The organism is Amycolatopsis sp. NPDC098790 (assembly GCF_044759945.1).
Taxonomy (GTDB): Bacteria; Actinomycetota; Actinomycetes; order Mycobacteriales; family Pseudonocardiaceae; genus Amycolatopsis.
Window position 1 is genome coordinate 736,996 of sequence record NZ_JBIWAI010000003.1, and the last position, 19,820, is coordinate 756,815.

Genomic DNA, 19,820 nt, shown 5'->3' on the forward strand with positions numbered 1-19,820 from the left:
CGCCCGCGTCGGTGACGATGAAGGGACCGGCGTGGTCCCGCGCCGGGGCGAAGGAGGCCCGATGGCGGGTTCCCCCTGGACGTGCGCGCAGTGCGGTGCGGTCAACGACCCCGCCGCCGGCCGGTGCGGCACCTGCGCGAGCCTGGCACCGGGCCGGGCTCGCGCGCGGGCGCTGTGGGTGCTGCTGACCCTCATGCTCGTCGCCGGCGTCGCGGTGGCCGGGGCCCTGCTGTTCACCGGGCGTTCGGAGCCGGAGCCGGACTCCGCCGGGCCGTTCCCCTCCTACACCACCCCCGCCGTGCCCACCACGAAGACCGTGGTCACGACCGCGAACGCCCTGACCCCACCGCCGTCGCCGACGACCACCGCGTCACCGGCCGCGAAGCCGTGTCCGGGCGACGCCGCCCGCTACCTCCCGGGTGGCGAAGGCACCGCGTTGCTGGTCGCGCAGACGCCGAAGTCGCTCATCACGATCTGCCGGGTGCCCGACGGCCGGATCTTCTACGACGGCCAGGCCCGCGGGCAGGCGGCCTCGGACGACACGCACATCGTGCTGCCGGCGGAAGCTTCCGGCGACGGTTTCGTCGCGAAGAACGGGGACTACACCTACCAGGCCGGCGGCGGCAGGCTGGTCGTGTCGGCCGGGTCCGGCGTGCTTTCGGACGAGGAGCTGACGACGGTCGGCTGAGCGCTTGCTCAGGATGTGGGAGCACCGCCGCCCGGCCGGCGGGTTCGATCATCCTGGACGCATGGCTTCTCCGCTGGACAACCCGACGTGGACGTCGCTGAACGGCCCGCACGCCCGCTTCGCCGAACGACGTGGGCGCGTGCTGCGCTACGCCGAGGACGTCGCTCCGTTCCTCGGCCTGCCCGACAACCCGGGTGAGCAGGACTGGCGGGACGTCGCCGAGCTCGGCGGGCCGGGTGCGGTCGTCGTGCTCGCCGCCACCGCCGCCCGGCCGCCGGCAGGCTGGGAGGTGCTCGACGCACTGCCCGGCGTCCAGCTGGTCGACGAGGGCGTCGCGGCCGCGCCGGACCCGGAGGCCGTGCGCCTCGGGCTCGCGGACGTGCCGGAGATGCTCGACCTCGTCGAGCGGACGAAGCCCGGGCCGTTCCGCAAGCGGACCGTCGAACTCGGCACCTACCTGGGGATCCGGCGCGAGGGGGCGCTGGTCGCGATGGCGGGGGAACGGCTGCACCCGCCCGGCTACACCGAGATCAGCGCGGTCTGCACGGACCCGGCCTACCGCGGGCAAGGGCTCGCGACGCGGCTGGTGCTCGCCGTGGCGGCGGGCATCCGCGAGCGCGGCGAGACGCCGATGATGCACGCCGCCGCGAGCAACACCTCGGCGATCCGGCTCTACCTTTCGCTCGGGTTCGCCTTGCGGCACCGGCCGGATTTCGTCGCGGTGCGCGTGCCGGGCTAAGCACCGGTCGAGGAGCCCGGCCGCACGATCATCAGCACCGTCACCGCCGCCCACAGCAGGTTGAAGACGCCGGTGACCATCGCGAGCCGGCCGAGTTTGCCCGAGGTGGACTCTTCGGCCAGGAACCGCTTCTGCCGCGGCAGCACCAGGAGCGCGAGCACCGCGGCGGCGACGGCGGTCAGCCCGATCGACGTGAGCAGCCAGGGGTCGCCCATCACGTGCATCGTGCCGGCGACGCCGAACCCGAACACGGGCACCGCGATGGCGGCGTAGGCGTACACGCGGCAGATCCGGTGCAGCATCGTCGCGACCTTGACGTCGCCCTTCCGGACGGCGGCGGGGAACATGCTGGCCGCGACGGCGACCGGGCCGACGGCGAGCACCGCCGCCAGGACGTGGACCGAGAGCAGGAATTTCGACACGCGCCGAAACTAGTGGCCCGAGGGCGAGCCGGGGAGTGGCTGGAATGCCACAAACCGCCGGGTTCCGGCCAACTCCGGCCGGCTGTCGAATCCGAGTGCCCCTCTTCGACGAACGGGTAGGGAAAGGGGAACGCGATGACCACCACGACGTGCACCACCACCCGGGTCCGCAGCCTGCCGGTCCTGCTCGCCACCGAAGACGACGCCGAGGACATGGGCCTGCTGGCGCCGGACGACCGCCTGACCTGCCACGTGCACGGCCGGTGGATCCACCAGTGCGTCGCCTCGCCCGCGCACGTCAGCCCGGTCACCCGGCACCGCTGGTGCCGCGGCTGCCGCACCGAGCTGTGCGTCGCCGTCGACGAGCTGACGCAGCGGGTCGCGATGACCTGCCCGCGCTGCGGCCACGGCGGCAGCGCCGCCACGACCCGGCTGACCGCGGCCTGCCGCGCGAGCCTGGCCGCCGAGCGCGACGCCCGGTACGCGGCTTAGGAAGACACGGCTTCGAGCCCGAGGTCGTCCAGTCCCGCGTAGACGTCCGGACGTCGGGTGCGCAGCCAGGCCGCGAGCCCGAGCCCGCCGGCCACCGCGACGGCCAGCAGCCACGGCAGCAGCGCGATCGCCGGCGCGTCGGACCCGGCGAGGGTGGGGAAGTTGAGGAACGCCAGCGTCGTCACGGCGATCAGGCCCAGTCCGCCGAGGCCGGGAGCGACCGCGGTGCGCCAGAGCCGGGGGTCGTGCCGCTTGCGGAAGAACGCGACGACGGCGACGCCGGCCAGCGCCTGCAGGGCGATCACGCCGAGCGTGCCGATGCCGGTCATGCTGGCCGTGAGGTCGGCGAGCGGGTCCAGCCCGGCCAGCGCGTACACCGCCGCGATCAGCGTCGCCACCCCGATCTGGGTCCCGCTGGCGACGTACGGCGCGCCGTTCGCCGCGTTCGTCCGGCCGAGGACGGCGGGCAGCACCCGGGCCCGGCCGAGCGCGAACAGGTAGCGCGTCGCGGAGTTGTGCAGCGCCAGCAAGGCCGCGAAGAGGCTGACGACCAGCAGCAGCATCATCACGTCGGTGAGGAACGAGCCGAGGTACGTCCGGCTGATCGAGAACACGAGGTCCCCGGTGGCGAGGTGGTCCTGCGCGGTCTGCCCGGCCGCGGCGACGCTCGTCGCGCTGACGACCGCCCACGTCGTGAAGGCGGCGAAGACGCCGATGAGGACGATCGCGGTGTAGGTCGCGCGGGAGATCGTCCGGTGCGGGTCGCGGGCCTCTTCGCTGAACAACCCGGTCGCTTCGAAGCCGACGAAAGCGTTGAACGCGAACAGGAACGCGATCCCGACCGAGCCGGTGAAGACGACGCCGGGCGCGAACGCGTGGACGTCCAGCCCGGTCCGGACGGCGACCGCGACGTCGAGCACGAGCAGGATCGACACCTCGAGGACCAGCGAAACGCCGAGCACCTTCGCGCTGACGTCGACCCCGCGCCGCCCGAGCGCGAACACCGCGGCGGCGGAGGCGAGGCTCCACAGCTGCCACGGCGTGTGCCACCCGAAGACCTGCTCGACGACGTTCGCGGTGAAGAACCCGCTCGTGCCGACCGCGCCGGCGACGAAGCAGTTGTAGCCGAGCAACGCGATCAGCGCGGCGACCAGGCCCATCGGGCGGCCGAGGCCCTTGGTGACGTAGACGTAGAACCCGCCCGCGCCGGTGACCACCTTGCTCATCTGCGCGTAGCCGACGCCGAAGAGCACGAGGATCACGGCGGCGAGCAGGAACGCGCCGGGCATGCCGCCGCCGTTGCCGAGCGCGATGCCCAGCGCGGCGATGACGACGATGCCGGTCAGGGGCGCGACGGCGGCCAGCACGAGGAAGACGACACCCGGCGTGCCCAGCGCGTCCCGGCGCAGTGCGTCGGACATGGGATTCTCCTCCCGCGAGGGTTGTCCGCGCATGGTGCGCCGCCGGGGAGGCCGTGGTCTTGGACCCGAGCGCACGGCCGTTGCCTAGCCCGGCACCCACATCGTCACGCGGGTGCCGCGGCCCGGCTGGGAGTCCACCGTGCCGTGCCCGCCGACCTCGGCCAGCCGGGCCTTGATCGACTGGGTGATGCCGAAGCCCGGCGGCCGGTCGCGGACGTCGAAGCCCTGGCCCTGGTCGCGGGCGACGACCGCGATCCCGCCGTCGCGCTCCTCCACACGCAGCACGACCTGCTTCGTCCCGGAGTGCTTGACGGTGTTGCGCAACGCCTCCCGCACCGCCTCGCACATCGCGGTGCGGCGGTCCTGGGACAGCTTGTGGTCGTCGGCGAAGTCCGCGGCGACGAGCTGGGTGCGCAGGCCGTCACGCGCCATCTCGGTCGCGACGTCGGCGAGCTCGACGGCGAACCCGCGCGTCGTCCCGGTCGGCACCGGCTCGGTGATCTGGCGGCGGATCTCGGCGGCCTCCGCCTTGGCCACCGACCGCACCTCCGACAGCCGGCTCACGGCGTCCGTGTCGTCGCCCGGCGCCGAAATGGCGAGCGCTTCCAGGGTTTGCAGCACATGGTCGTGCATGAGCCGCCGGGTCCGGCGGCGCTCGGCCTCTCGTCCGCGCCGGATCCCGATGTCGACGGCGAACCGGGTGCCCGCGCCGAGCAGGATGAGGATGCCCGCGGCGATGACGATCGCCACCGCCAGCGCGACCATGCAGCCGATCGAGCGGGTCACCGAGAGCTGGTCGGTCAGCGGCAGGCCGCCGGCGAGCGTGAGCAGCGCCCGGAGCGGGGCGGCCGCCACCAGCAGCCACAGCGCCGAGGGCAGCCCGGACGTGCCCGCCCACATGGCGACCGCGCCGACCAGCCACGTCCACGACACGTCGACCGCGAACGGCTGCACCGACGCCGGGGCCGTCATGGCGACGGCGAAGTTGAGCAGCACTCCCACGGCCAGGTCCAGGGCCAGGGCGCGGCCGGTGATGCGGTGCCGCAGGCCGCCCGCGCGCAGCACCCAGGCCACCGCGGCGGTGTTGGCCGCGACGGCGAACACGGTGGCGGCGAGCACCGGGCCGAGCCCGAGCTTGCCGTTGGCCGCGGCGAACCCGATGAACACCTTGACGAACGCCGCGATCCGGTAGGTCAGCGGCACGACGACCCAGTAGCGGGCGGCGCGGGCGAGCGTCGCGTCGCCGACGGCGGCGAGGTCGCTGTTCTCGTCCGGGGGCTCCGCGGGCTCCGGTGGTGTGCCGCTGCGCAGCAGCGTGCGAACGAGCGCGCGCGGCGGTGCGGCGGAGCCCGCCTCGGGCATCGGTGGTCCCCATTTCGTCCGGCCGTCCGGGCGAACTGAGCCTGGCAGCGCGGCGGGGGAGTCGTCAACCGCTTGCGGGGTGGGTCAGTAGGTGTGGAACAGCGTGTCTTCGCCCGTGTACTCCGGCCAGCCGGGCGAGCCGGTGGCGGCGAAGCGGTACCACGCGCCGTTGAGGTCGTGGGCCAGTTCCCGGGGCGCGTGCTCGCCGAGCAGCCCCCGCGGCCCGGACAGCGGGCCGAGGGAGTCGAACACGAAGGGCAGTTCGAGCCCGTGGCACGCGCCCAGCGCGCCGTCGTGCAGCGGTGAGCCCCACTCGAACTCGTACCGGAAGGTCCGGCCGCCGTGGTTTTCCGCGAGGTCGCGCACCCCGTCGCGGAAGACCAGGTCGGTCAGGGCACTCACGAGGACGTCGCCCGCCGGCGCGTCCGAGCCGAGGCCGTAGCGGGTGAGCACGCCGGCCGGGTCGGGGTGCGACACCGCCAGCGACGCCACGGCCTGGTCGTCGGTCACGGCGTCGAGCGCGCCGGTGGGCACCAGGTAGAGCCGCATCTCCTCGCTGCAGCTGCCGACGACCAGGTCGACGTCGCTGCCGGCGCCCGCCTTGATCGCCTTGGCCGGGTGCTGCGGCAGGACGTCGTCGCCGACCACCGGGAGGAACGGGCTGAGCCCGTACCCGCGGTCGTAGCCGAGCGCGTCGCGCAGGTCGGGGGCGCCACCCGGGCGCAGGACGGCGTCCTGGGCGTCGAGCAGCTGCTCGGTCGAGACCTTCCGGAACGCCTCGGCGGTCGGTTCGGCCTTCAGCTCGTCGGCGATCACGCGGGCGAGGCGGCGCGCCTGGACGAAGTCGCGCACCATGTCCGGGTGTCCACTCTGGACGATGGCGCGGTGGAAGAGTCCTTGCGACAGCGGGGAAGCGAGCAGGCACGCGACGCTCACCGCGCCGGAGGCCGCGCCGAAGAAGGTGACGTTCCCGGGGTTGCCGCCGAAGCCTTCGATGTTTTCCTGGACCCAACGCAGGGCCGCGAGCTGGTCGCGCAGCCCGAGGTTCGTCGTGCCGCCTTCCAGGGGCAGGAAGCCGTCGACGCCGAGCCGGTACTGGACGGTCACGAGCACCGCGCCGGCGTGGTTGAACGACGTGCCGTCGTAGACCGGCGCCGACCCGGTGCCGCCGAGGAACGCGCCGCCGTGCACGAAGACCAGCACGGGCAGCCCGGCCGCGCCGAGCCGCGGCGTCCAGACGTCGACCGTCAGGTACTCGGGGCCCGGCCGCCAGCCGGCGCCGGTGAGGGGCGTCAGGTCGAGCCCGGGGACGTCGTGCCGGCGCTGCGGCGCGGTCGGGCCCGGTCTCAGCGCGTCGCGCACGTCCTCCCACGGCGGGGCGGGGACGGGCTCGGCGAAGCGCAGGTCGCCCTCCGGCGCGGCGGCGTACGGGATGCCGCGGAACAGCGCGAAGCCGGCGGCGGTGACTTGACCGCGGACCGCGCCGGACGTGGTGGGGACGACGGGGTCGGTCATGCCGGGTGGTCCCTTCGGGGAAGATCGGGGAGAGTGCCCGACAGCCTAGGACCGGGGACGGGCCGCCGTCATGGGCGACCGTCGCGGGAGTTGTCGCGGATGGGTAACGGCGCCGGTGCGTTCGGCCAGGTGGCCGAACGCACCGGCGCCGCCGTCAGTCTTCGAGCAGATCTTCGATGGTGATCGGGATGTGCCGCACCCGGATGCCGGTGGCGTTGTGCACGGCGTTGGCGACCGCCGCGGCCATGCCGACCGTGCCGATCTCGCCGAGCCCGCGCGCGCCGACCGCGTTGTGCAGCGTGTCCGGGTACTCGACGAAGTGGACGTCGACCTCGGGGATGTCGGCGTTGACCGGGAGCAGGTAGCTCGCGAAGTCGCCGTTGGCGAGCCGGCCGTTCGCCTCGATCTCCAGGCCCTCGTGCAGCGCGGCCGAGATGCCCCAGATCATGCCGCCCATCAGCTGGCTGCGGGCGGCCTTGTCGTTGATGATCCGGCCCGCGTCGAAGACGCCGAGCATCCGCGACACGCGGGCTTCGCGCGTCCACTTGTGCACGCGGACCTCGACGAACTGGGCACCCCACGAGCTGAACGAGTGCTTCGTCAGCTCCTCGCCGGGTGCCGACGAGCCGGTCACCTCGAGCTTGTCGCGGCCCAGCGTCCGCAGCAGCTCGCCGAACGTCATGGTCCGCCCGTCGGCGAACACGCGGCCGTCGGCGTAGGTGACTTCGGCGCCTTCGAACGGCGCGCCCGGGTCGGACGCGAGAGCCACGAGCTCGTCGATCGCCTTGGTCGCGGCGATCATGATCGCCGTGCCCGCGCTCGCCGTCGCCGTCGAACCGCCGGAGAGACCGCCCGGCGGCAGCGACGAGTCGCCGAGCTTCGGGGTGATCCGCTCCGCCGGGATGTCCAGCGATTCGGCGCCGATCAGCGACAGCACGGTCAGCAGGCCGGTGCCCGGGTCCGCGCCGCTCGTCCCGACCACGGCGGTGTCGTCGGCGTTGAGCGTGATGCCGACCGTCGCCGGGAACCGCAGGGCGGGGAACATCGCCGTGGCCACGCCCATGCCGACGAGCCAGTCGCCGTCGGTGTGCCCGCCCGGCCGGCGGTGCTGCCAGCCGAACCGGGCCGCGCCGACGCGGAAGCACTCGTCGAGGTGCTTGCTCGCCCACTGCAGGTCCTTGCCGGGCGGGGCGATCGAGTTGTTCTTGATCCGCAGCTCGACCGGGTCCATGCCGAGCGCTTCGGCGAGCTCGTCGACCGCGCTTTCCAGCGCGAACGAGCCGGGTGCCTCGCCGGGGGCGCGCATGAACGTCGTCGGCGGGACGTTCAGCGGCACGATCTTCTGGCTGATGGCCAGGTTCCGCGTCGCGTACCACTCGCGCGAGGTGCCGTGCGACGTCGGTTCGACGAACGACCGCGCGGTGTCCGTGCTGCACCACGAGTCGTGGCTCAGCGCGACCAGCGAGCCGTCGCGTTCCGCGCCGAGCTTGATGGTCTGGACCGTCGCGGCCCGGCCGGCGGTCGCGGTGAAGACCTGCTCGCGGGCGAGCGTGGACTTCACCGGCCGGCCGAGGTCGCGGGCCGCGGCGGCGGCCAGGAACGCCGGCGCCGACGTGCGGCCCTTGCCGCCGAACGCGCCGCCGACGAACGGGTTCACGCAGTGCACGGCTTCCAGCGGCACGTCCAGCGCGCTGGCCAGCTCCATCGCCTGCAGGTTCGACGCCTGGTTGCCGCTGTAGACGGTCACCTCGCCGCCGTCCCACACCGCCACGGCGGAGTGGGGCTCCATCGCGGCGTGGTTCTGCGTCGCGGTCGTGTAGGTCGCCTCGACGACCACCGGGCTCGCGGCGAACGCGTCCGCGATGGACTCGACGCCGTCCTCGAGGATCTCGAGGGTGGGCCCTTCGCCGTCGCGGCCCGGGGGCGCGTCTTCGGCGTCGGCGAGGCCGTCGGAGAGCGACGTCTTGGCCGGCAGCTCGCGGTAGGCGACCTGGACGAGCCCCGCCGCGTCCCGGGCCTGCTCGAACGTCTCCGCGACGACGAAGCCGATCGGCTGGCCGTAGTAGGTGACTTCCTTGGTCTGCAGCGGCACCCACGTCTCGCCGAACAGGGGCGAGGTCGCCGTCTTCAGCCGGAGCGGGTCGAACGGCGAGTACACGCCGATGACGCCGGGGGCTTCCCGCGCGGCGGAGAAGTCCATGGCTTCGACCTCGCCGTGGGCGATCGTGCTGAGCACGACGTAGCCGTAGGCCTGGCCGGGGAAGGTGTGGTCGGCGCCGTACTTGGCCCCGCCGGTGACCTTCAGCGGCGCGTCCAGCCGGGTGATCATCGGGAGCTCCCCTCGGTTAGTTCGAGCAGCGCGCGGACGAGGGTCCGCTTGAGCAGCGGCACCTTGAAGGCGTTGTCCCGCAACGGCCGGGCGCCGTCGGCGGCGACGGCCGCGGCGGCTTCGAACGACGCCTGCGTCGCCGGCTTGCCGCGCAGGGCCTCCTCGACGGCGGGCAGGTGCCACGGCACCGTGCCGACGCCGCCGGCCGCGATCCGCGCGTCGGCGATGACGCCGTCGCGGACGTCCAGCGCGACGGCGGCCGAGCACAGCGCGAACTCGTAGGACTGCCGGTCGCGCACCTTGACGTAGGTCGAGTTGGCCGCCCAGTCCAGCCGCGGCACGACCACCTCGGTGATCAGCTCGCCGGGCCGCAGGTCGTTCTCCAGCGCCGGGGTTTCGCCGGGCGTCTGGTAGAAGTCGCGCAGCGCCACTTCGCGGGTGCCTTCGGCGTCGGCCAGCTTCAGGCGGGCGTCGAGCGCGACGAGCGCGACGGCGACGTCACTGGCGTGCGTCGCGACGCAGGAGTCACTGGTGCCGAGGATGGCGTGCATCCGGTTGGCGCCCTCGACGGCGGAGCAGCCGCTGCCGGGCTCGCGCTTGTTGCACGGCGTCGCGACGTCGCGGAAGTACGAGCAGCGCGTGCGCTGCAGCAGGTTCCCGCCGATGCTGGCCATGTTCCGGATCTGCTGGGACGCGCTCAGCAGCAGGGCGCGCGAGATCACCGGGTACACCTGCGGGTGCGCGGCGATGGCGCTCATCCGCTCCAGCGCGCCGAAGCGCAGGCCGTCGCTCGTGTCGATGCCGCGCAGCGGGACCTGGTTGATGTCCAGGACGTGCCGCGGCGTGAGGACGTCGAGCTTCATCAGGTCGACGAGGGTCGTGCCGCCGGCCAGGAACGTGCCGGGCGTCGCGAGGGCGGCTTCGACGGTGGTGGGCGCGGTCAGCTCAAACGGACGCATCGGCCCGCCTCGCCTGGTCGACCGCCTTGACGATGTTCGGGTAGGCCGCGCACCGGCAGAGGTTGCCGGACATGAACTCCCGCACGTCTTCGACGTCCTGCTCGACGGCGGCGACCGCCGACATGATCTGCCCGGCGGTGCAGAACCCGCACTGCAGGGCGTCCTGGTCCACGAAGGCCTGCTGCACCGGGTGCAGCTTGTCCTCTGTGGACAGTCCTTCGACGGTGGTCACCGGCGCCTGCACGGTGGCGGCGAGCGTGAGGCACGAGAGCACGGGCCGGCCGCCGACGTGCACGGTGCAGGCACCGCACTGGCCGCGGTCGCAGCCCTTCTTCGGGCCGGTGACGTCCAGGCGTTCGCGCAGCGCGTCGAGGAGGGTGACGCCGGGATCGACGTCCAGGTGTTCGGTACTGCCGTTCACTTCGAGTGAGATGTCCACTGGTCTCTTTCCGCAGCTCGTCCGGATCGGTACCCGACGGTGGTGGTGGCGGCGATCAAGGGGAGCGGATAGTCATCCGCTTCACCCGGTCGCGAGGCTAGCGGATTACAATCCGCTTCGCAACGAAGTGGTCACGCTGGAGCTGCTCCAGGTCTGGGTTAGATTCGGCGGGCGGCGCTTCGCACGGAACGGAACGGGACGGGAGGGACGATGACGACGGGATCGGTCAGCCCCCGGCGCGCGGACACCCGGCGCAACCACGAGCGCATCCTCGTCGCGGCCGGGGAATCGCTGGCGCGGACGGGCGAGGTCTCGTTCAACGCGATCGCGAAGCAGGCCGAGGTCGGCGTCGGCACGGTGTACCGGCACTTCCCGACGCCGGAGTCGCTGATCCTGGCGGTCTACCAGCGCGAGGTGCGGCACATCGTCGACATCGTGCCGGTGCTGCTGGACAAGCACGGCCCGGCCGAGGCGTTCCGGGTGTGGGTCACCGACCACCTGGCGCACTACATGATGACGAAGAAGGGGCTGGCCGACGCCCTGCGTCGCGCGACGGCGTCTCGCGGCGAGCTGCCGGCGAGCGCGTACGAAGCCATGATCGGCGCGATGGCGGAACTGCTCGCGGCCAACGCGGCGGCCGGCACGGTGCGGCCGGACCTCGAGCCGGTCGTCGTGCTGCGCGGCCTGGCGGGCCTGCTGCTGCTCGACCCGGGCGGCGACTGGCGCGGCGAAGCGGCGAGCCTGGCCGACCTGCTCTGGCACGGGATGGCCCGCTAGCCGGCTTGATCCAGCCGGACGGTCACCGTGACCCGGCCCTTTTTGTCGCGCCGGGCGACGGCGTGGCCGGTCCGTTCGGTGTCGTCGAGTTCGAGGGACAGCGGCCCGCCGTCGCCGGTGAAGTTCCGCCACCACGACTTCGCGTCGGGCAACCGGACGCCGATGGTGACGACGTCCCCGGCCCGCCGGTAGCCGACGGGGGTGCTGAAGGTCCGCCCCGACCGCCGGCCGGTGTAGGTGACCTGGGTGAGGTGCCGGCGCACGAGCCGCCCCCACCGCGGCGACGCCCGGAGCGAGCCGACGCACCCGTTGACGCGGTCGACGGTGTTCTTCGGGAGCGGGCCTCGATACCCCATGACGGCCTCCTTCGCCGGTGCTGCCGCCACCGTACCGGAAAACGGAGAAGGGTGTTCCGGTTACTAGGGTGGCCAGGAAGTCGCCGGCGTTCCGCAGGTCGGCGCCCGGGCGGCCGGCGAACTCCCGGACGCGCCGCTCGGCCGCGGCCGGCCGGATCTGCTGTCACCTCGGTCGCCGAGCAGAACGGCCGCTTGGCGGATGCGCTGCGTGGCCCCGGCTACGCGGCCACCGACGTCGTGGCGCAGGGGCTGCCTGGCCCGCGGCGGAGAGTCCGATGTGGACGCTCCGGCCCATGCGGCTCAGCTCGAGGTGGGGAACGTGAACGCCGCCGAGGTGCTGGTGTGCGGCCAGCGGGTCGTGACCACCTTCGCGCGGGTGTAGAAGTTGACGCCCGCCGGGCCGTGGATGGGGCTGTCGCCGATGAGGGAGTCCTTCCAGCCGCCGAAGGAGTAGTACGACATCGGGACCGGGATCGGCACGTTCACGCCGATCATGCCGACCTTGACCTCGCGTTGGAACTTCCGTGCCGCTTCGCCGCTGCCGGTGAAGATCGCGGTGCCGTTGCCGTAGGGGTTGGCGTTGATGATCGCGATGGCCTCGTCCACCGTCTCCGCGCGGACGATGGCCAGCACCGGCCCGAAGATCTCTTCCCGATAGGCGTCCATTTCGGTCGTCACGTTGTCCAATAGGGACGGTCCGAGGAAGAAGCCTTCCTCGTGCCCGTCGACCCGCAGGCCGCGGCCGTCGACCACCACCGACGCGCCTTGCTCCGCACCGCCGGCGACGGCGTTCACCACGCGCTCGCGCGCGGCCGCGGTGACGACCGGGCCCATGTCGCTCGCGGGGTCGTCGCCGGGGCCCACCTTCACTTCGCGGGCCTTGCGTTCGAGGATCTCGACCAGCTTGTCGCCCGCCGCGCCGACGGCCACGCCGACCGAGATCGCCATGCAGCGCTGCCCGGCCGAGCCGAACGCGGCGGCGGTCAGGTGGTTCGCCGCGTACTCCAGATCGGCGTCGGGCAGGACGACGGCGTGGTTCTTCGCCCCGCCGAGTGCCTGGACGCGCTTGCCGGACGCCGTCCCGCGTTCGTGCACGTACCGCGCGATCGGGGTGGAGCCGACGAACGACACCGCCGCGATGTCCGGGTGGTCCAGGAGCGCGTCGACCGCGACCTTGTCGCCGTGCACGACGTTGAACACGCCGTCGGGCAGCCCGGCCTCGGCGTAGAGCCGGGCGACGAAGGTCGACGCCGAGGGATCGCGTTCGCTGGGCTTGAGGACGAACGTGTTGCCGGTGGCGATGGCGATCGGGTGCATCCACAGCGGCACCATGATGGGGAAGTTGAACGGGGTGATCCCGGCGACCACGCCCAACGGCTGCCGGAAGTCGTGGACGTCGACGTCACGGGAGACCTGGTCGGAGAAGCTGCCTTTCAGGGCGTCGGCGATGCCGCAGGCGTACTCGACGACTTCGCGGCCGCGCACGATCTCGCCTCGGGCGTCCTCGATGACTTTGCCGTGCTCGCCGGAGATGATCCGCGCGAGTTCGTCCTCGTGCTTCACCAGCAGCTCGCGGAAGGCGAACATCACCTTGGTCCGCTGGGACAACGAGGAGTCACCCCACGCTTCGAAGGCCTTGCTCGCGGCCGCGACCGCCGTGTCCACATCGGACGGTTCCGCCAAGAGGACCCGGGCTTGCTCGCTTCCGGTGGCCGGGTCGTAGACCGGCGCCGTGCGGGTGGAGCCCGCGGAGGTGGCGGTGCCGTTGATCCAGTGGTCGATGGTGTTCACGGTGGTCCTCCGGGATAGTGGCGCTGAGCCGCGGTGCAGGTTCACAACAGCCCCACCGCGGTGTCGACGGCCTTCGCGACGTCGCCGTCGTGCGGGTAGAGCAGTGACCGCCCGACGACCAGGCCCTGCACGGTCGGCTGGGTCAGCGCGCGCTGCCAGGCGGCGAAAGCCGCGTCCGGGTCCTTGACCTCCCCGCCGAGCAGGACGGCCGGCAGGGTCGAGGACGCGAGGACGCGTTCCATGTCGTCCACGACGGGCAGTTTGAGCCAGGTGTAGGCCGACGAGCGGCCGAGCCCGGCGGCGATGGTGATCGACTTGATGACGGCGTCAGGGGAGAGGTCGTTCGCCAGCCGGCCGTCGGTCCAGACCGACAGGAACGGCTCGACCATCGCGATCAGCTTCCGGTCGGCGAGGTCGTTGACGGCCTTCGCGGTGTTCTCCAGGACGCTGGGCGTGGCGGGGTCGTCGAGGCAGATCCGGGTCAGGGTTTTGCCGCCGTCGAACCGCATCTTCTCGATGGCTTCGGCGTCGTAGCAGGCGAACCGGTCGTCGATTTCGAAGCTCGACCCGGCCAGCCCGGTCCGGTTCATCGACCCGAGCACGGTCTTGCCGTCGAGCACGCCGAGCAGCAGCAGGTCGTCGATGACGTCCGCGGTCGCGAGCACGCCGGTGACACCGGGGCGTTCGAGTGCGAGGCACAGCCGTTCCAGCAGTTCGCCGCGGTCGGCCATCGCCGTGGGGTCGCCGCCGACGGCGTTGGCGCCGCGCGCGGGGTGATCCGCGGCGATGATCATCGTCCGGCCCTTGTCGTTGAACGGCGACACGGCCCGGACCCGGTTCGCGGCCGCCTCGGCGATCGCTTCCGGGTCGTGCACCCGTTTGGCGACGAGACGCCGCACCACGTCGTTCACAGTTCCGCTCCTCCTCGGCCGGTTCGCGATCGACGATGCCAGCGGCGACGCGACTTTGTCAAGACATATGGACATCACGTCATCCCTACCGGTGACGGGATGGCGGTAGGCTGCCGTCGATGAGCAACCCGCCGTCGTCCCGCGTGGACGTGACGTTCCCCCCGGCCTGGGACCCCGGCCGGGAGATCGTGCTGGACCCGGGCAGCCCGGAGCCGCTGTACTTCCAGGTCTCCCGGCAGCTGCAGCACGCGATCGAGGACGGCAGGCTCCCGGCGGGGGCCCGGCTGGGCAACGAGGTGGACCTGGCGGCGAGCCTGCGGCTGTCCCGGCCGACCGTCCGCCAGGCGATCCAGACGCTGGTCAACCAGGGCCTGCTCGTGCGGCGCCGCGGCGTCGGCACGCAGGTCGTCCGGACGAAGGTGGCGCGGCCGCTGCGGTTGAGCAGCCTGTTCGACGACCTCGCCGGGATCGGCGGAAAGCCGGAGTCGGTGGTGCTGGCCAACGGCGTCGAGGAGGCGGCCGCCGAGGTGGCCGAGCTGCTGGAGGCCCCGGGCCTGACGCACGTGCGGCGGCTGACCCGCATCCGCTCCACCGACGGCGAGCCGCTGGCGCTGATGAACAACTACCTGCCCGACGGCGTCCTCGACCCGACGGACGGCGAACTGCGCGAAAAGGGTCTCTACCAGCTGCTGCGCTCGGCGGGAGTGCGCCTGCACGCGGCGGAGCAGACCATCGGCGCCCGGCTGGCGACCGAGGAGGACGCGGAGCTGCTGGGCGAGGAGCCGGGGGCGGCCCTGCTGACGATGCAGCGCACGACGTACGACGATTCGGGCCGCGTGGTCGAGTACGGCTGGCACGTCTACCGGGCGTCGCGCTACTCGTTCAACCTGGCGCTGACGAACGGCCCCCAGTAGTCCCGGGGCGGGCGGGAACCGCCCGCCCCGGGGTTCACCGGGTCATCGCCGGCAGGGGTTGCCCGCCGGGTGCGCGGTGGTGCCGTGCACGTCGGCCTGGGACTCCGCGAGCACGATCTTCGCGAGCGCGGTGTCCAGCGCGACCGCCTGCTGCTTCACGACGCCGCCCGAGACGGTCTGGCCGTTCAGCTTCAGCGAGCCGATGACCAGTGGGATGGTCAGCGGTGCGGAACCGACCGCGACCGACACGCCGTTGATCTTCAGCGAGGCCACGTTCGAGCTGCCGGTCAGCGCCGGGGCGAGCCCGCCCGGAGCCGGCTGGCAGGTCGCCGCCGCCTGGGACTGGATCACGCCCAGCTCGATCGTCAGCCCGATCGTGCTGATCACCGTCTTGTCGATCTTGGCCGACGCCTGCGCGTGGTCGCCGGCCGCCGGGGCCGCGGACTGGTTGTCCGGGGTCACGTCGGTCGAGGACGTCAGCGCGTGGGTCTGCACCTTGATCAGGCCCGCGTTGAGCGTCGCGTCGAGGACGGTCGCGCTGTCGTCGGCGCAGGGCAGGTTCTGCGGGTTGGCCACGGCGGCGGTGATGCCGATGACGTTCGCCGCGGTGCCGGTGCAGGAGAAGGCGCCGTCGCGGTCGTCGTCGAGGATCGTGCCGATGCCCGTCGGGTCGACGAGGCCGGCACCGGCCGGGGCCGAGAGGGTGACGGTGAACGTCTCGTCCGGCTCGTCGACGGTGTCCGGGTTGACCAGGACCGTCACCGGTTTGCCGGTCTCACCGGGGGCGAAGGTGACGTCGCCGCTGGTGGCGGCGTAGTCGGCCGGCGCGGTGGCGGTGCCGTTCGCGGTGGCGTAGTGGACGGTCACGGGGTTCGGGGCGGGACCGCCGAGCAGGGACACGGTGAACGTCGCCGGCACCGGGGCGCCACCGGAGCCCTCGGCGACCGTGACGTCGTTGATGCTCAGGCCGAGCACGCGCACGGTCGTCGTCTCGACGTACCCGCGCGAGACACCGTCGACCTGGTAGTCGACCGTGCAGTGGTACGTACCCGGCGCGGCGCTGCCCGCGGCGGCGATCGTCTCGGTGAACGTCGCGACGTCGCCGCTGGTCACCTTCCGGCTCGCCGGGGCGTTGGTCACGGTCAGCTCCGGATCGCAGGCCGTGACCTTCGGGGCCACCGTGACCTCGATGGACTTGATGCCGTCCAGGATGGCCTGCGACACCTGGCTCGACGGCACGTTGTTCAGCAGCACGCCGCCGGTGGCTTCGGTGATCGCCGTGGCCTGCCCGTCGGAGTCGAGGGCGCCGACGTTGACCGCGACGACGCGGATGTTCGCCGCCTTGAGCGCGGCGATCGTATCGGCCAGGGAGTGCCCGCCGCTGGGGTCGTGCGACGGGGCGTCGCCGAACCAGGCGATGATGCGGGTGCCGTCGGGGCGGAAGGTGACCGCGCCGGTGGCCAGTTCGTAGAGCGCGTTGAGGTCGGCTTCGGGGAAGTCCCCGCCGCCGGAGGCCAGCCACTGGTTCGTGCCGGCCTGGACCGCGGCGGTGTCCGCGGTGATGCCCTGGTTGACCTTGAACGGCACGGAGTCGGTGAAGTCCTTGTACTCGGCGACGCCGAACTGGGCGGTCGGTTGCGCGGCGAGCACGTCACCGGTGATGGCGTTGGCGTTGGTCCGCACGTTCGAGATCGCGCCGCCCATGCTGCCGGTGGTGTCGGCGAGCAGCACGAGGTCGGGGTTCGGCGGCACGGCGGAGGTGGTGACGTTCTTGGTGACGGTGGTGCTCTCGCCGGCGGCGAGCGTGAGGTCGACGGTGGCCGGGTCGACCCCAGGTGGCGCGGCGGCCGCGACCGCGGCCGGGGCGAGCAGGGCGCTGACCGCGGTCAGCGCGACGAACACTGATCTTCGCGACATGGACTTGCCTTTCGATCACGGCGCGAGCCGAGTTCCGGTGGGTTGCCTGAGGAAGACGAAACGCGGCGGAATTCGTTAGCGCGTCACCCGAATCGCCCTGTGTCAAGGCGCTCAACGGGCTACGGCGGCGATTCCGGGCTACTCAGACCAGGGTTTCGCTGCGCCAGGGTGTCGAAAGGACAGCGCGGGATACCACACTTCTGTGTGGTGCGGGCCGCGTTTTCGGCACCGGGGGTGGCGGTGGATCCGCTCGATCCGGTGTTCCGGCACGCGAATCACCACCGAATGGCGTAACGCGAAGCCGGTCCGGCGCGGCCCCTAAGGGGCTCGTGGACCCGCGCCGGCGGCGGGTAGAACTCAAACGCCAACCCCGATCTCGAGTCCTTCACCGAGGAGATCAACCATGGCCACACGCCGGCCGGCCGTCCGCGCCTTGATCCTCGCCTTGGTCGTGCTCTGCCTGGCACCCGTTCCGGCCGTGGCGGCGGTGACCGGCCCGAAGTACGCGGTCGCCGGCCTGCACCGGCCGGCCGAGCTGCTCGTCGACAAGTGGGGCGTGCCGCACATCTACGCGGCCGACACCAGCGACCTCTTCTTCGCGCAGGGCTTCAACATCGCCCGCGACCGCCTGTTCCAGATCGACACCTGGCGCCGCCGCGGTCTCGGCACGCTCAGCGAGGTGCTCGGTCCGTCCTATGTGGAGCAGGACCGGGCCGCCCGGCTGTTCCTCTACCGCGGCGACATGGACGCCGAGTGGGCGTCCTACGGCCCGGAGGGCAGGCTGGCCGCGACCCGGTTCGCCGAGGGCATCAACTCCTACGTCGACTGGCTGGGCCGCAACCCGTCCGCGGTCCCGCCGGAGTTCGCGAAGCTCGGCTACCAGCCCGCGCGCTGGCGCCCGCAGGACGTCGTGCGGATCCGCACGCACGCCATCGGGGAGAACCTGATGTGGGAGGTCGCCCGCGCGAAGCTGGTCTGCCTGGCCGGTCCCGGCGCGAGCCGCTACTTCCGCGCGCTCTACCCGGCCCACGAGGCGGCCGTGCCGGCCGGGCTCGACCCGTGCTCGGTGCCGGACGACGTGCTCAAGGTGTACAACCTCGCGACCGCCGCGGTGTCCTTCACCGGCAGCGGGTTCCAGACCAAGGACATCGCCGACGCGACGTCGGGGAGCAACGCCTGGACGATCGGTCCGGGCCGGACCGCGTCGGGGCGGCCGATCCTGGCCAACGACCCGCACCGCGGCGCGGACGCGCTGCCCTCGGGCCGGTACGTCGCGCAGCTGTCGGCACCCGGCCTGAACCTCGCCGGCGCGGGCGAGCCGTGGAACCCGGGGATCGCCATCGGGCACAACGAAAACATCGCGTTCGGCCTGACCAACCTGCCGATCGACCAGACCGACCTCTACGTCTACGAGCTCGACCCGAACGACCCCACCCGCTACCGCTACGGCAACGGCTGGGAAAAGATGACGACGGTGACCGAGCCCATCCCGGTCCGCGGCGGGGCGCCGGTCGCCGGGTCGCTGTCGTTCACCCGGCACGGCCCGGTCGTCAAGGTCGACGAGGCGGCGCACAAGGCGTTCGCGGTCCGCACGGCGTGGACGCAGCCAGGCAGCTCGGCGTACCTGGGCAGCCTGAACTACCAGCGCGCGACGAACTTCGGCGAGTTCACCGCGGGCATGCGCAACTGGGGCACGCCGGGTTCGAACCTGGCCTACGCCGACGTGCGCGGCAACATCGGCTACGTCCCGGCGGGCCTGACGCCGCGCCGCACGGGCGCCGGCTACGACGGCCTGCTGCCCGTCCCCGGCGACGGACGTTACGACTGGAACGGCTTCCACGCCAACAGCGAACTGCCGGGCCAGTACAACCCGGCGTCCGGCTTCTTCGCCTCGGCCAACGACTACAACATCCCGCCGGGCTGGCCGGTGGTGTCCAACTACGAATGGCAGCTGCCCTACCGCAAGCAGCGCATCGACGAGCTGATCAAGTCGACGCCGCGCGCGACCGTCGCCGATTCGCTCGCGCTGCAGAAGGACGAGAAGTCGCTGGTGGCCACGCAGATTCTGGAGTTCGTGCGCGGTCTGTCCTCTTCGGACCCGGACACCGCACAGGCGCTCGCGCTGCTCCGCGGCTACGACGGCGTGGCGTCGGTGGATTCACCGGGTGCGGCGCTGTTCGAGACGTGGATCATGAAGTACCTGCACTGGGCGTGGGCGCACGTGGTGCTGCCCCAGGCCGCGGCGGACGCGCTGGTGAAGACGATCAACCCGGACTTCAGCCTGGTGATCGCCTCGTTCAAGGACCCGGCGGGCTGGCTGGGCCCGGACGGCGCGGCGGTGCGCGACAAGCTGATCCTGGACACGCTGCCCCTGGCGTTCCGCGACGTGGCGGCCAAGCTCGGCACGGACACGTCGACGTGGCACTGGGGTTCGCTGCACTACCAGGAGTTCGTCCACCCCCTGGGCGGCCCGAACGTGGGCCCGACCCCGGTGGGCGGCTCGTACCACACGATCCACCCGTCGTTCTTCCACCCGCTGACGTACCAGCAGATCATCGGGGCGACGTTCAAGATGGCGCTGGACGTGGGCAACTGGAACGGCTCGGCGGCGATCAACGCGCCCGGGCAGTCCGGTGATCCGCGGAGCCCGCACTACAGCGACTTGAACGCTCTTTGGGCTTCGGGTGGTTCGTTCCCGTTGCTGTACAGCCGGAGCGAGGTCGAGCGGAACCTCGACGTCCGGATCCGCTTGGAGCCTGCTGCGTAGGAAGTTCGGCGGGAACGGGCC

Annotated in this window: 17 protein-coding genes; 6 read left to right on the forward strand and 11 right to left on the reverse strand. The window is 72.3% G+C overall.

Annotation, left to right across the window (positions count from 1 at the left end; genetic code table 11):
• The first annotated feature begins 61 nt into the window (after positions 1–61).
• Together ACIQWX_RS28670 and ACIQWX_RS28675 are read left to right on the forward strand one after the other, a co-directional pair.
• On the forward strand, positions 62–688 hold the full coding sequence (locus tag ACIQWX_RS28670) for a hypothetical protein (RefSeq protein WP_400877303.1): 627 nt from the start codon (positions 62–64) through the stop codon (positions 686–688).
• A gap of 61 nt (positions 689–749) precedes the next feature.
• On the forward strand, positions 750–1,427 hold the full coding sequence (locus ACIQWX_RS28675; RefSeq protein WP_400877305.1) for a GNAT family N-acetyltransferase: 678 nt from the start codon (positions 750–752) through the stop codon (positions 1,425–1,427).
• On the opposite strand, the gene ACIQWX_RS28680 is transcribed toward ACIQWX_RS28675, so the two are convergent.
• Positions 1,424–1,849, reverse strand: coding sequence for a hypothetical protein (locus ACIQWX_RS28680; RefSeq protein WP_400877306.1), 426 nt, complete (start codon positions 1,847–1,849; stop codon positions 1,424–1,426). The genes ACIQWX_RS28675 and ACIQWX_RS28680 overlap by 4 nt on opposite strands.
• A gap of 135 nt (positions 1,850–1,984) precedes the next feature.
• Between ACIQWX_RS28680 and ACIQWX_RS28685 the strand changes: the two genes are divergently transcribed.
• Positions 1,985–2,341, forward strand: a complete 357-nt coding sequence (locus tag ACIQWX_RS28685) for a hypothetical protein (protein WP_400877307.1) — start codon at positions 1,985–1,987, stop codon at positions 2,339–2,341.
• On the opposite strand, the gene ACIQWX_RS28690 is transcribed toward ACIQWX_RS28685, so the two are convergent.
• The 6 genes from ACIQWX_RS28690 to ACIQWX_RS28715 all read right to left on the reverse strand — a co-directional run bounded on the left by ACIQWX_RS28690 (position 2,338) and on the right by ACIQWX_RS28715 (position 10,366).
• The gene (locus ACIQWX_RS28690) at positions 2,338–3,762 is read right to left on the reverse strand and encodes an APC family permease (RefSeq protein ID WP_400877309.1); all 1,425 of its coding nucleotides are present in this window, start codon (positions 3,760–3,762) and stop codon (positions 2,338–2,340) included. The genes ACIQWX_RS28685 and ACIQWX_RS28690 overlap by 4 nt on opposite strands.
• Positions 3,763–3,846: 84 nt before the next feature.
• Entirely contained in the window at positions 3,847–5,124 is a 1,278-nt protein-coding gene (locus ACIQWX_RS28695; RefSeq protein ID WP_400877311.1) for a sensor histidine kinase, read from the reverse strand.
• A gap of 84 nt (positions 5,125–5,208) precedes the next feature.
• Positions 5,209–6,639, reverse strand: a complete 1,431-nt coding sequence (locus tag ACIQWX_RS28700; protein ID WP_400877313.1) for a carboxylesterase/lipase family protein — start codon at positions 6,637–6,639, stop codon at positions 5,209–5,211.
• Positions 6,640–6,793: 154 nt separating this feature from the next.
• Complete coding sequence (locus ACIQWX_RS28705) at positions 6,794–8,968, reverse strand: xanthine dehydrogenase family protein molybdopterin-binding subunit (RefSeq protein WP_400877315.1); 2,175 nt, start codon at positions 8,966–8,968, stop codon at positions 6,794–6,796.
• Positions 8,965–9,927 (reverse strand): FAD binding domain-containing protein, encoded by a 963-nt coding sequence (locus ACIQWX_RS28710; RefSeq protein ID WP_400877317.1) that lies wholly within the window; start codon positions 9,925–9,927, stop codon positions 8,965–8,967. The genes ACIQWX_RS28705 and ACIQWX_RS28710 overlap by 4 nt, the downstream gene beginning before the upstream one ends.
• Complete coding sequence (locus tag ACIQWX_RS28715) at positions 9,914–10,366, reverse strand: (2Fe-2S)-binding protein (RefSeq protein ID WP_400877319.1); 453 nt, start codon at positions 10,364–10,366, stop codon at positions 9,914–9,916. Before ACIQWX_RS28715 ends, ACIQWX_RS28710 begins: the two co-directional genes overlap by 14 nt.
• Before the next feature lie 210 nt (positions 10,367–10,576).
• Between ACIQWX_RS28715 and ACIQWX_RS28720 the strand changes: the two genes are divergently transcribed.
• Entirely contained in the window at positions 10,577–11,143 is a 567-nt protein-coding gene (locus ACIQWX_RS28720; RefSeq protein ID WP_400877321.1) for a TetR/AcrR family transcriptional regulator, read from the forward strand.
• Here ACIQWX_RS28720 and ACIQWX_RS28725 read toward each other — a convergent pair.
• The 3 genes from ACIQWX_RS28725 to ACIQWX_RS28735 form a co-directional block, all read right to left on the reverse strand.
• Positions 11,140–11,499: a hypothetical protein gene (locus ACIQWX_RS28725; protein WP_400877323.1), complete on the reverse strand. Its 360-nt coding sequence runs from the start codon at positions 11,497–11,499 to the stop codon at positions 11,140–11,142. The two genes, ACIQWX_RS28720 and ACIQWX_RS28725, sit on opposite strands and share 4 nt — an antisense overlap.
• A 300-nt stretch (positions 11,500–11,799) precedes the next feature.
• The gene (locus ACIQWX_RS28730; protein WP_400877325.1) at positions 11,800–13,290 is read right to left on the reverse strand and encodes a CoA-acylating methylmalonate-semialdehyde dehydrogenase; all 1,491 of its coding nucleotides are present in this window, start codon (positions 13,288–13,290) and stop codon (positions 11,800–11,802) included.
• Positions 13,291–13,331: 41 nt separating this feature from the next.
• Positions 13,332–14,201, reverse strand: a complete 870-nt coding sequence (locus ACIQWX_RS28735; protein WP_400877327.1) for an aldolase — start codon at positions 14,199–14,201, stop codon at positions 13,332–13,334.
• Positions 14,202–14,320: 119 nt separating this feature from the next.
• Between ACIQWX_RS28735 and ACIQWX_RS28740 the strand changes: the two genes are divergently transcribed.
• Positions 14,321–15,115: a GntR family transcriptional regulator gene (locus ACIQWX_RS28740; RefSeq protein WP_400877329.1), complete on the forward strand. Its 795-nt coding sequence runs from the start codon at positions 14,321–14,323 to the stop codon at positions 15,113–15,115.
• 42 nt (positions 15,116–15,157) lie between these two features.
• Here the strand turns inward: ACIQWX_RS28740 and ACIQWX_RS28745 are convergent, their stop codons facing one another.
• Positions 15,158–17,032: a Calx-beta domain-containing protein gene (locus ACIQWX_RS28745; RefSeq protein ID WP_400877331.1), complete on the reverse strand. Its 1,875-nt coding sequence runs from the start codon at positions 17,030–17,032 to the stop codon at positions 15,158–15,160.
• 403 nt (positions 17,033–17,435) lie between these two features.
• Here ACIQWX_RS28745 and ACIQWX_RS28750 point away from each other — a divergent pair, with 403 nt between their 5' ends.
• Entirely contained in the window at positions 17,436–19,799 is a 2,364-nt protein-coding gene (locus ACIQWX_RS28750) for a penicillin acylase family protein (protein WP_400877333.1), read from the forward strand.
• Positions 19,800–19,820: the final 21 nt, after the last annotated feature.

Excerpts from the sequence above, each read along its gene's own strand:
- ACIQWX_RS28725 (WP_400877323.1), bottom strand. The coding sequence starts at position 11,499 with ATGGGGTATCGAGGCCCGCTCCCGAAGAACACCGTCGACCGCGTCAAC.
- ACIQWX_RS28745 (WP_400877331.1), bottom strand. The coding sequence starts at position 17,032 with ATGTCGCGAAGATCAGTGTTCGTCGCGCTGACCGCGGTCAGCGCCCTG.
- ACIQWX_RS28695 (WP_400877311.1), bottom strand. The coding sequence starts at position 5,124 with ATGCCCGAGGCGGGCTCCGCCGCACCGCCGCGCGCGCTCGTTCGCACG.
- ACIQWX_RS28720 (WP_400877321.1), top strand. The coding sequence starts at position 10,577 with ATGACGACGGGATCGGTCAGCCCCCGGCGCGCGGACACCCGGCGCAAC.
- ACIQWX_RS28700 (WP_400877313.1), bottom strand. The coding sequence starts at position 6,639 with ATGACCGACCCCGTCGTCCCCACCACGTCCGGCGCGGTCCGCGGTCAA.
- ACIQWX_RS28685 (WP_400877307.1), top strand. The coding sequence starts at position 1,985 with ATGACCACCACGACGTGCACCACCACCCGGGTCCGCAGCCTGCCGGTC.
- ACIQWX_RS28750 (WP_400877333.1), top strand. The coding sequence starts at position 17,436 with ATGGCCACACGCCGGCCGGCCGTCCGCGCCTTGATCCTCGCCTTGGTC.
- ACIQWX_RS28710 (WP_400877317.1), bottom strand. The coding sequence starts at position 9,927 with ATGCGTCCGTTTGAGCTGACCGCGCCCACCACCGTCGAAGCCGCCCTC.
- ACIQWX_RS28740 (WP_400877329.1), top strand. The coding sequence starts at position 14,321 with ATGAGCAACCCGCCGTCGTCCCGCGTGGACGTGACGTTCCCCCCGGCC.
- ACIQWX_RS28705 (WP_400877315.1), bottom strand. The coding sequence starts at position 8,968 with ATGATCACCCGGCTGGACGCGCCGCTGAAGGTCACCGGCGGGGCCAAG.
- ACIQWX_RS28675 (WP_400877305.1), top strand. The coding sequence starts at position 750 with ATGGCTTCTCCGCTGGACAACCCGACGTGGACGTCGCTGAACGGCCCG.
- ACIQWX_RS28670 (WP_400877303.1), top strand. The coding sequence starts at position 62 with ATGGCGGGTTCCCCCTGGACGTGCGCGCAGTGCGGTGCGGTCAACGAC.
- ACIQWX_RS28690 (WP_400877309.1), bottom strand. The coding sequence starts at position 3,762 with ATGTCCGACGCACTGCGCCGGGACGCGCTGGGCACGCCGGGTGTCGTC.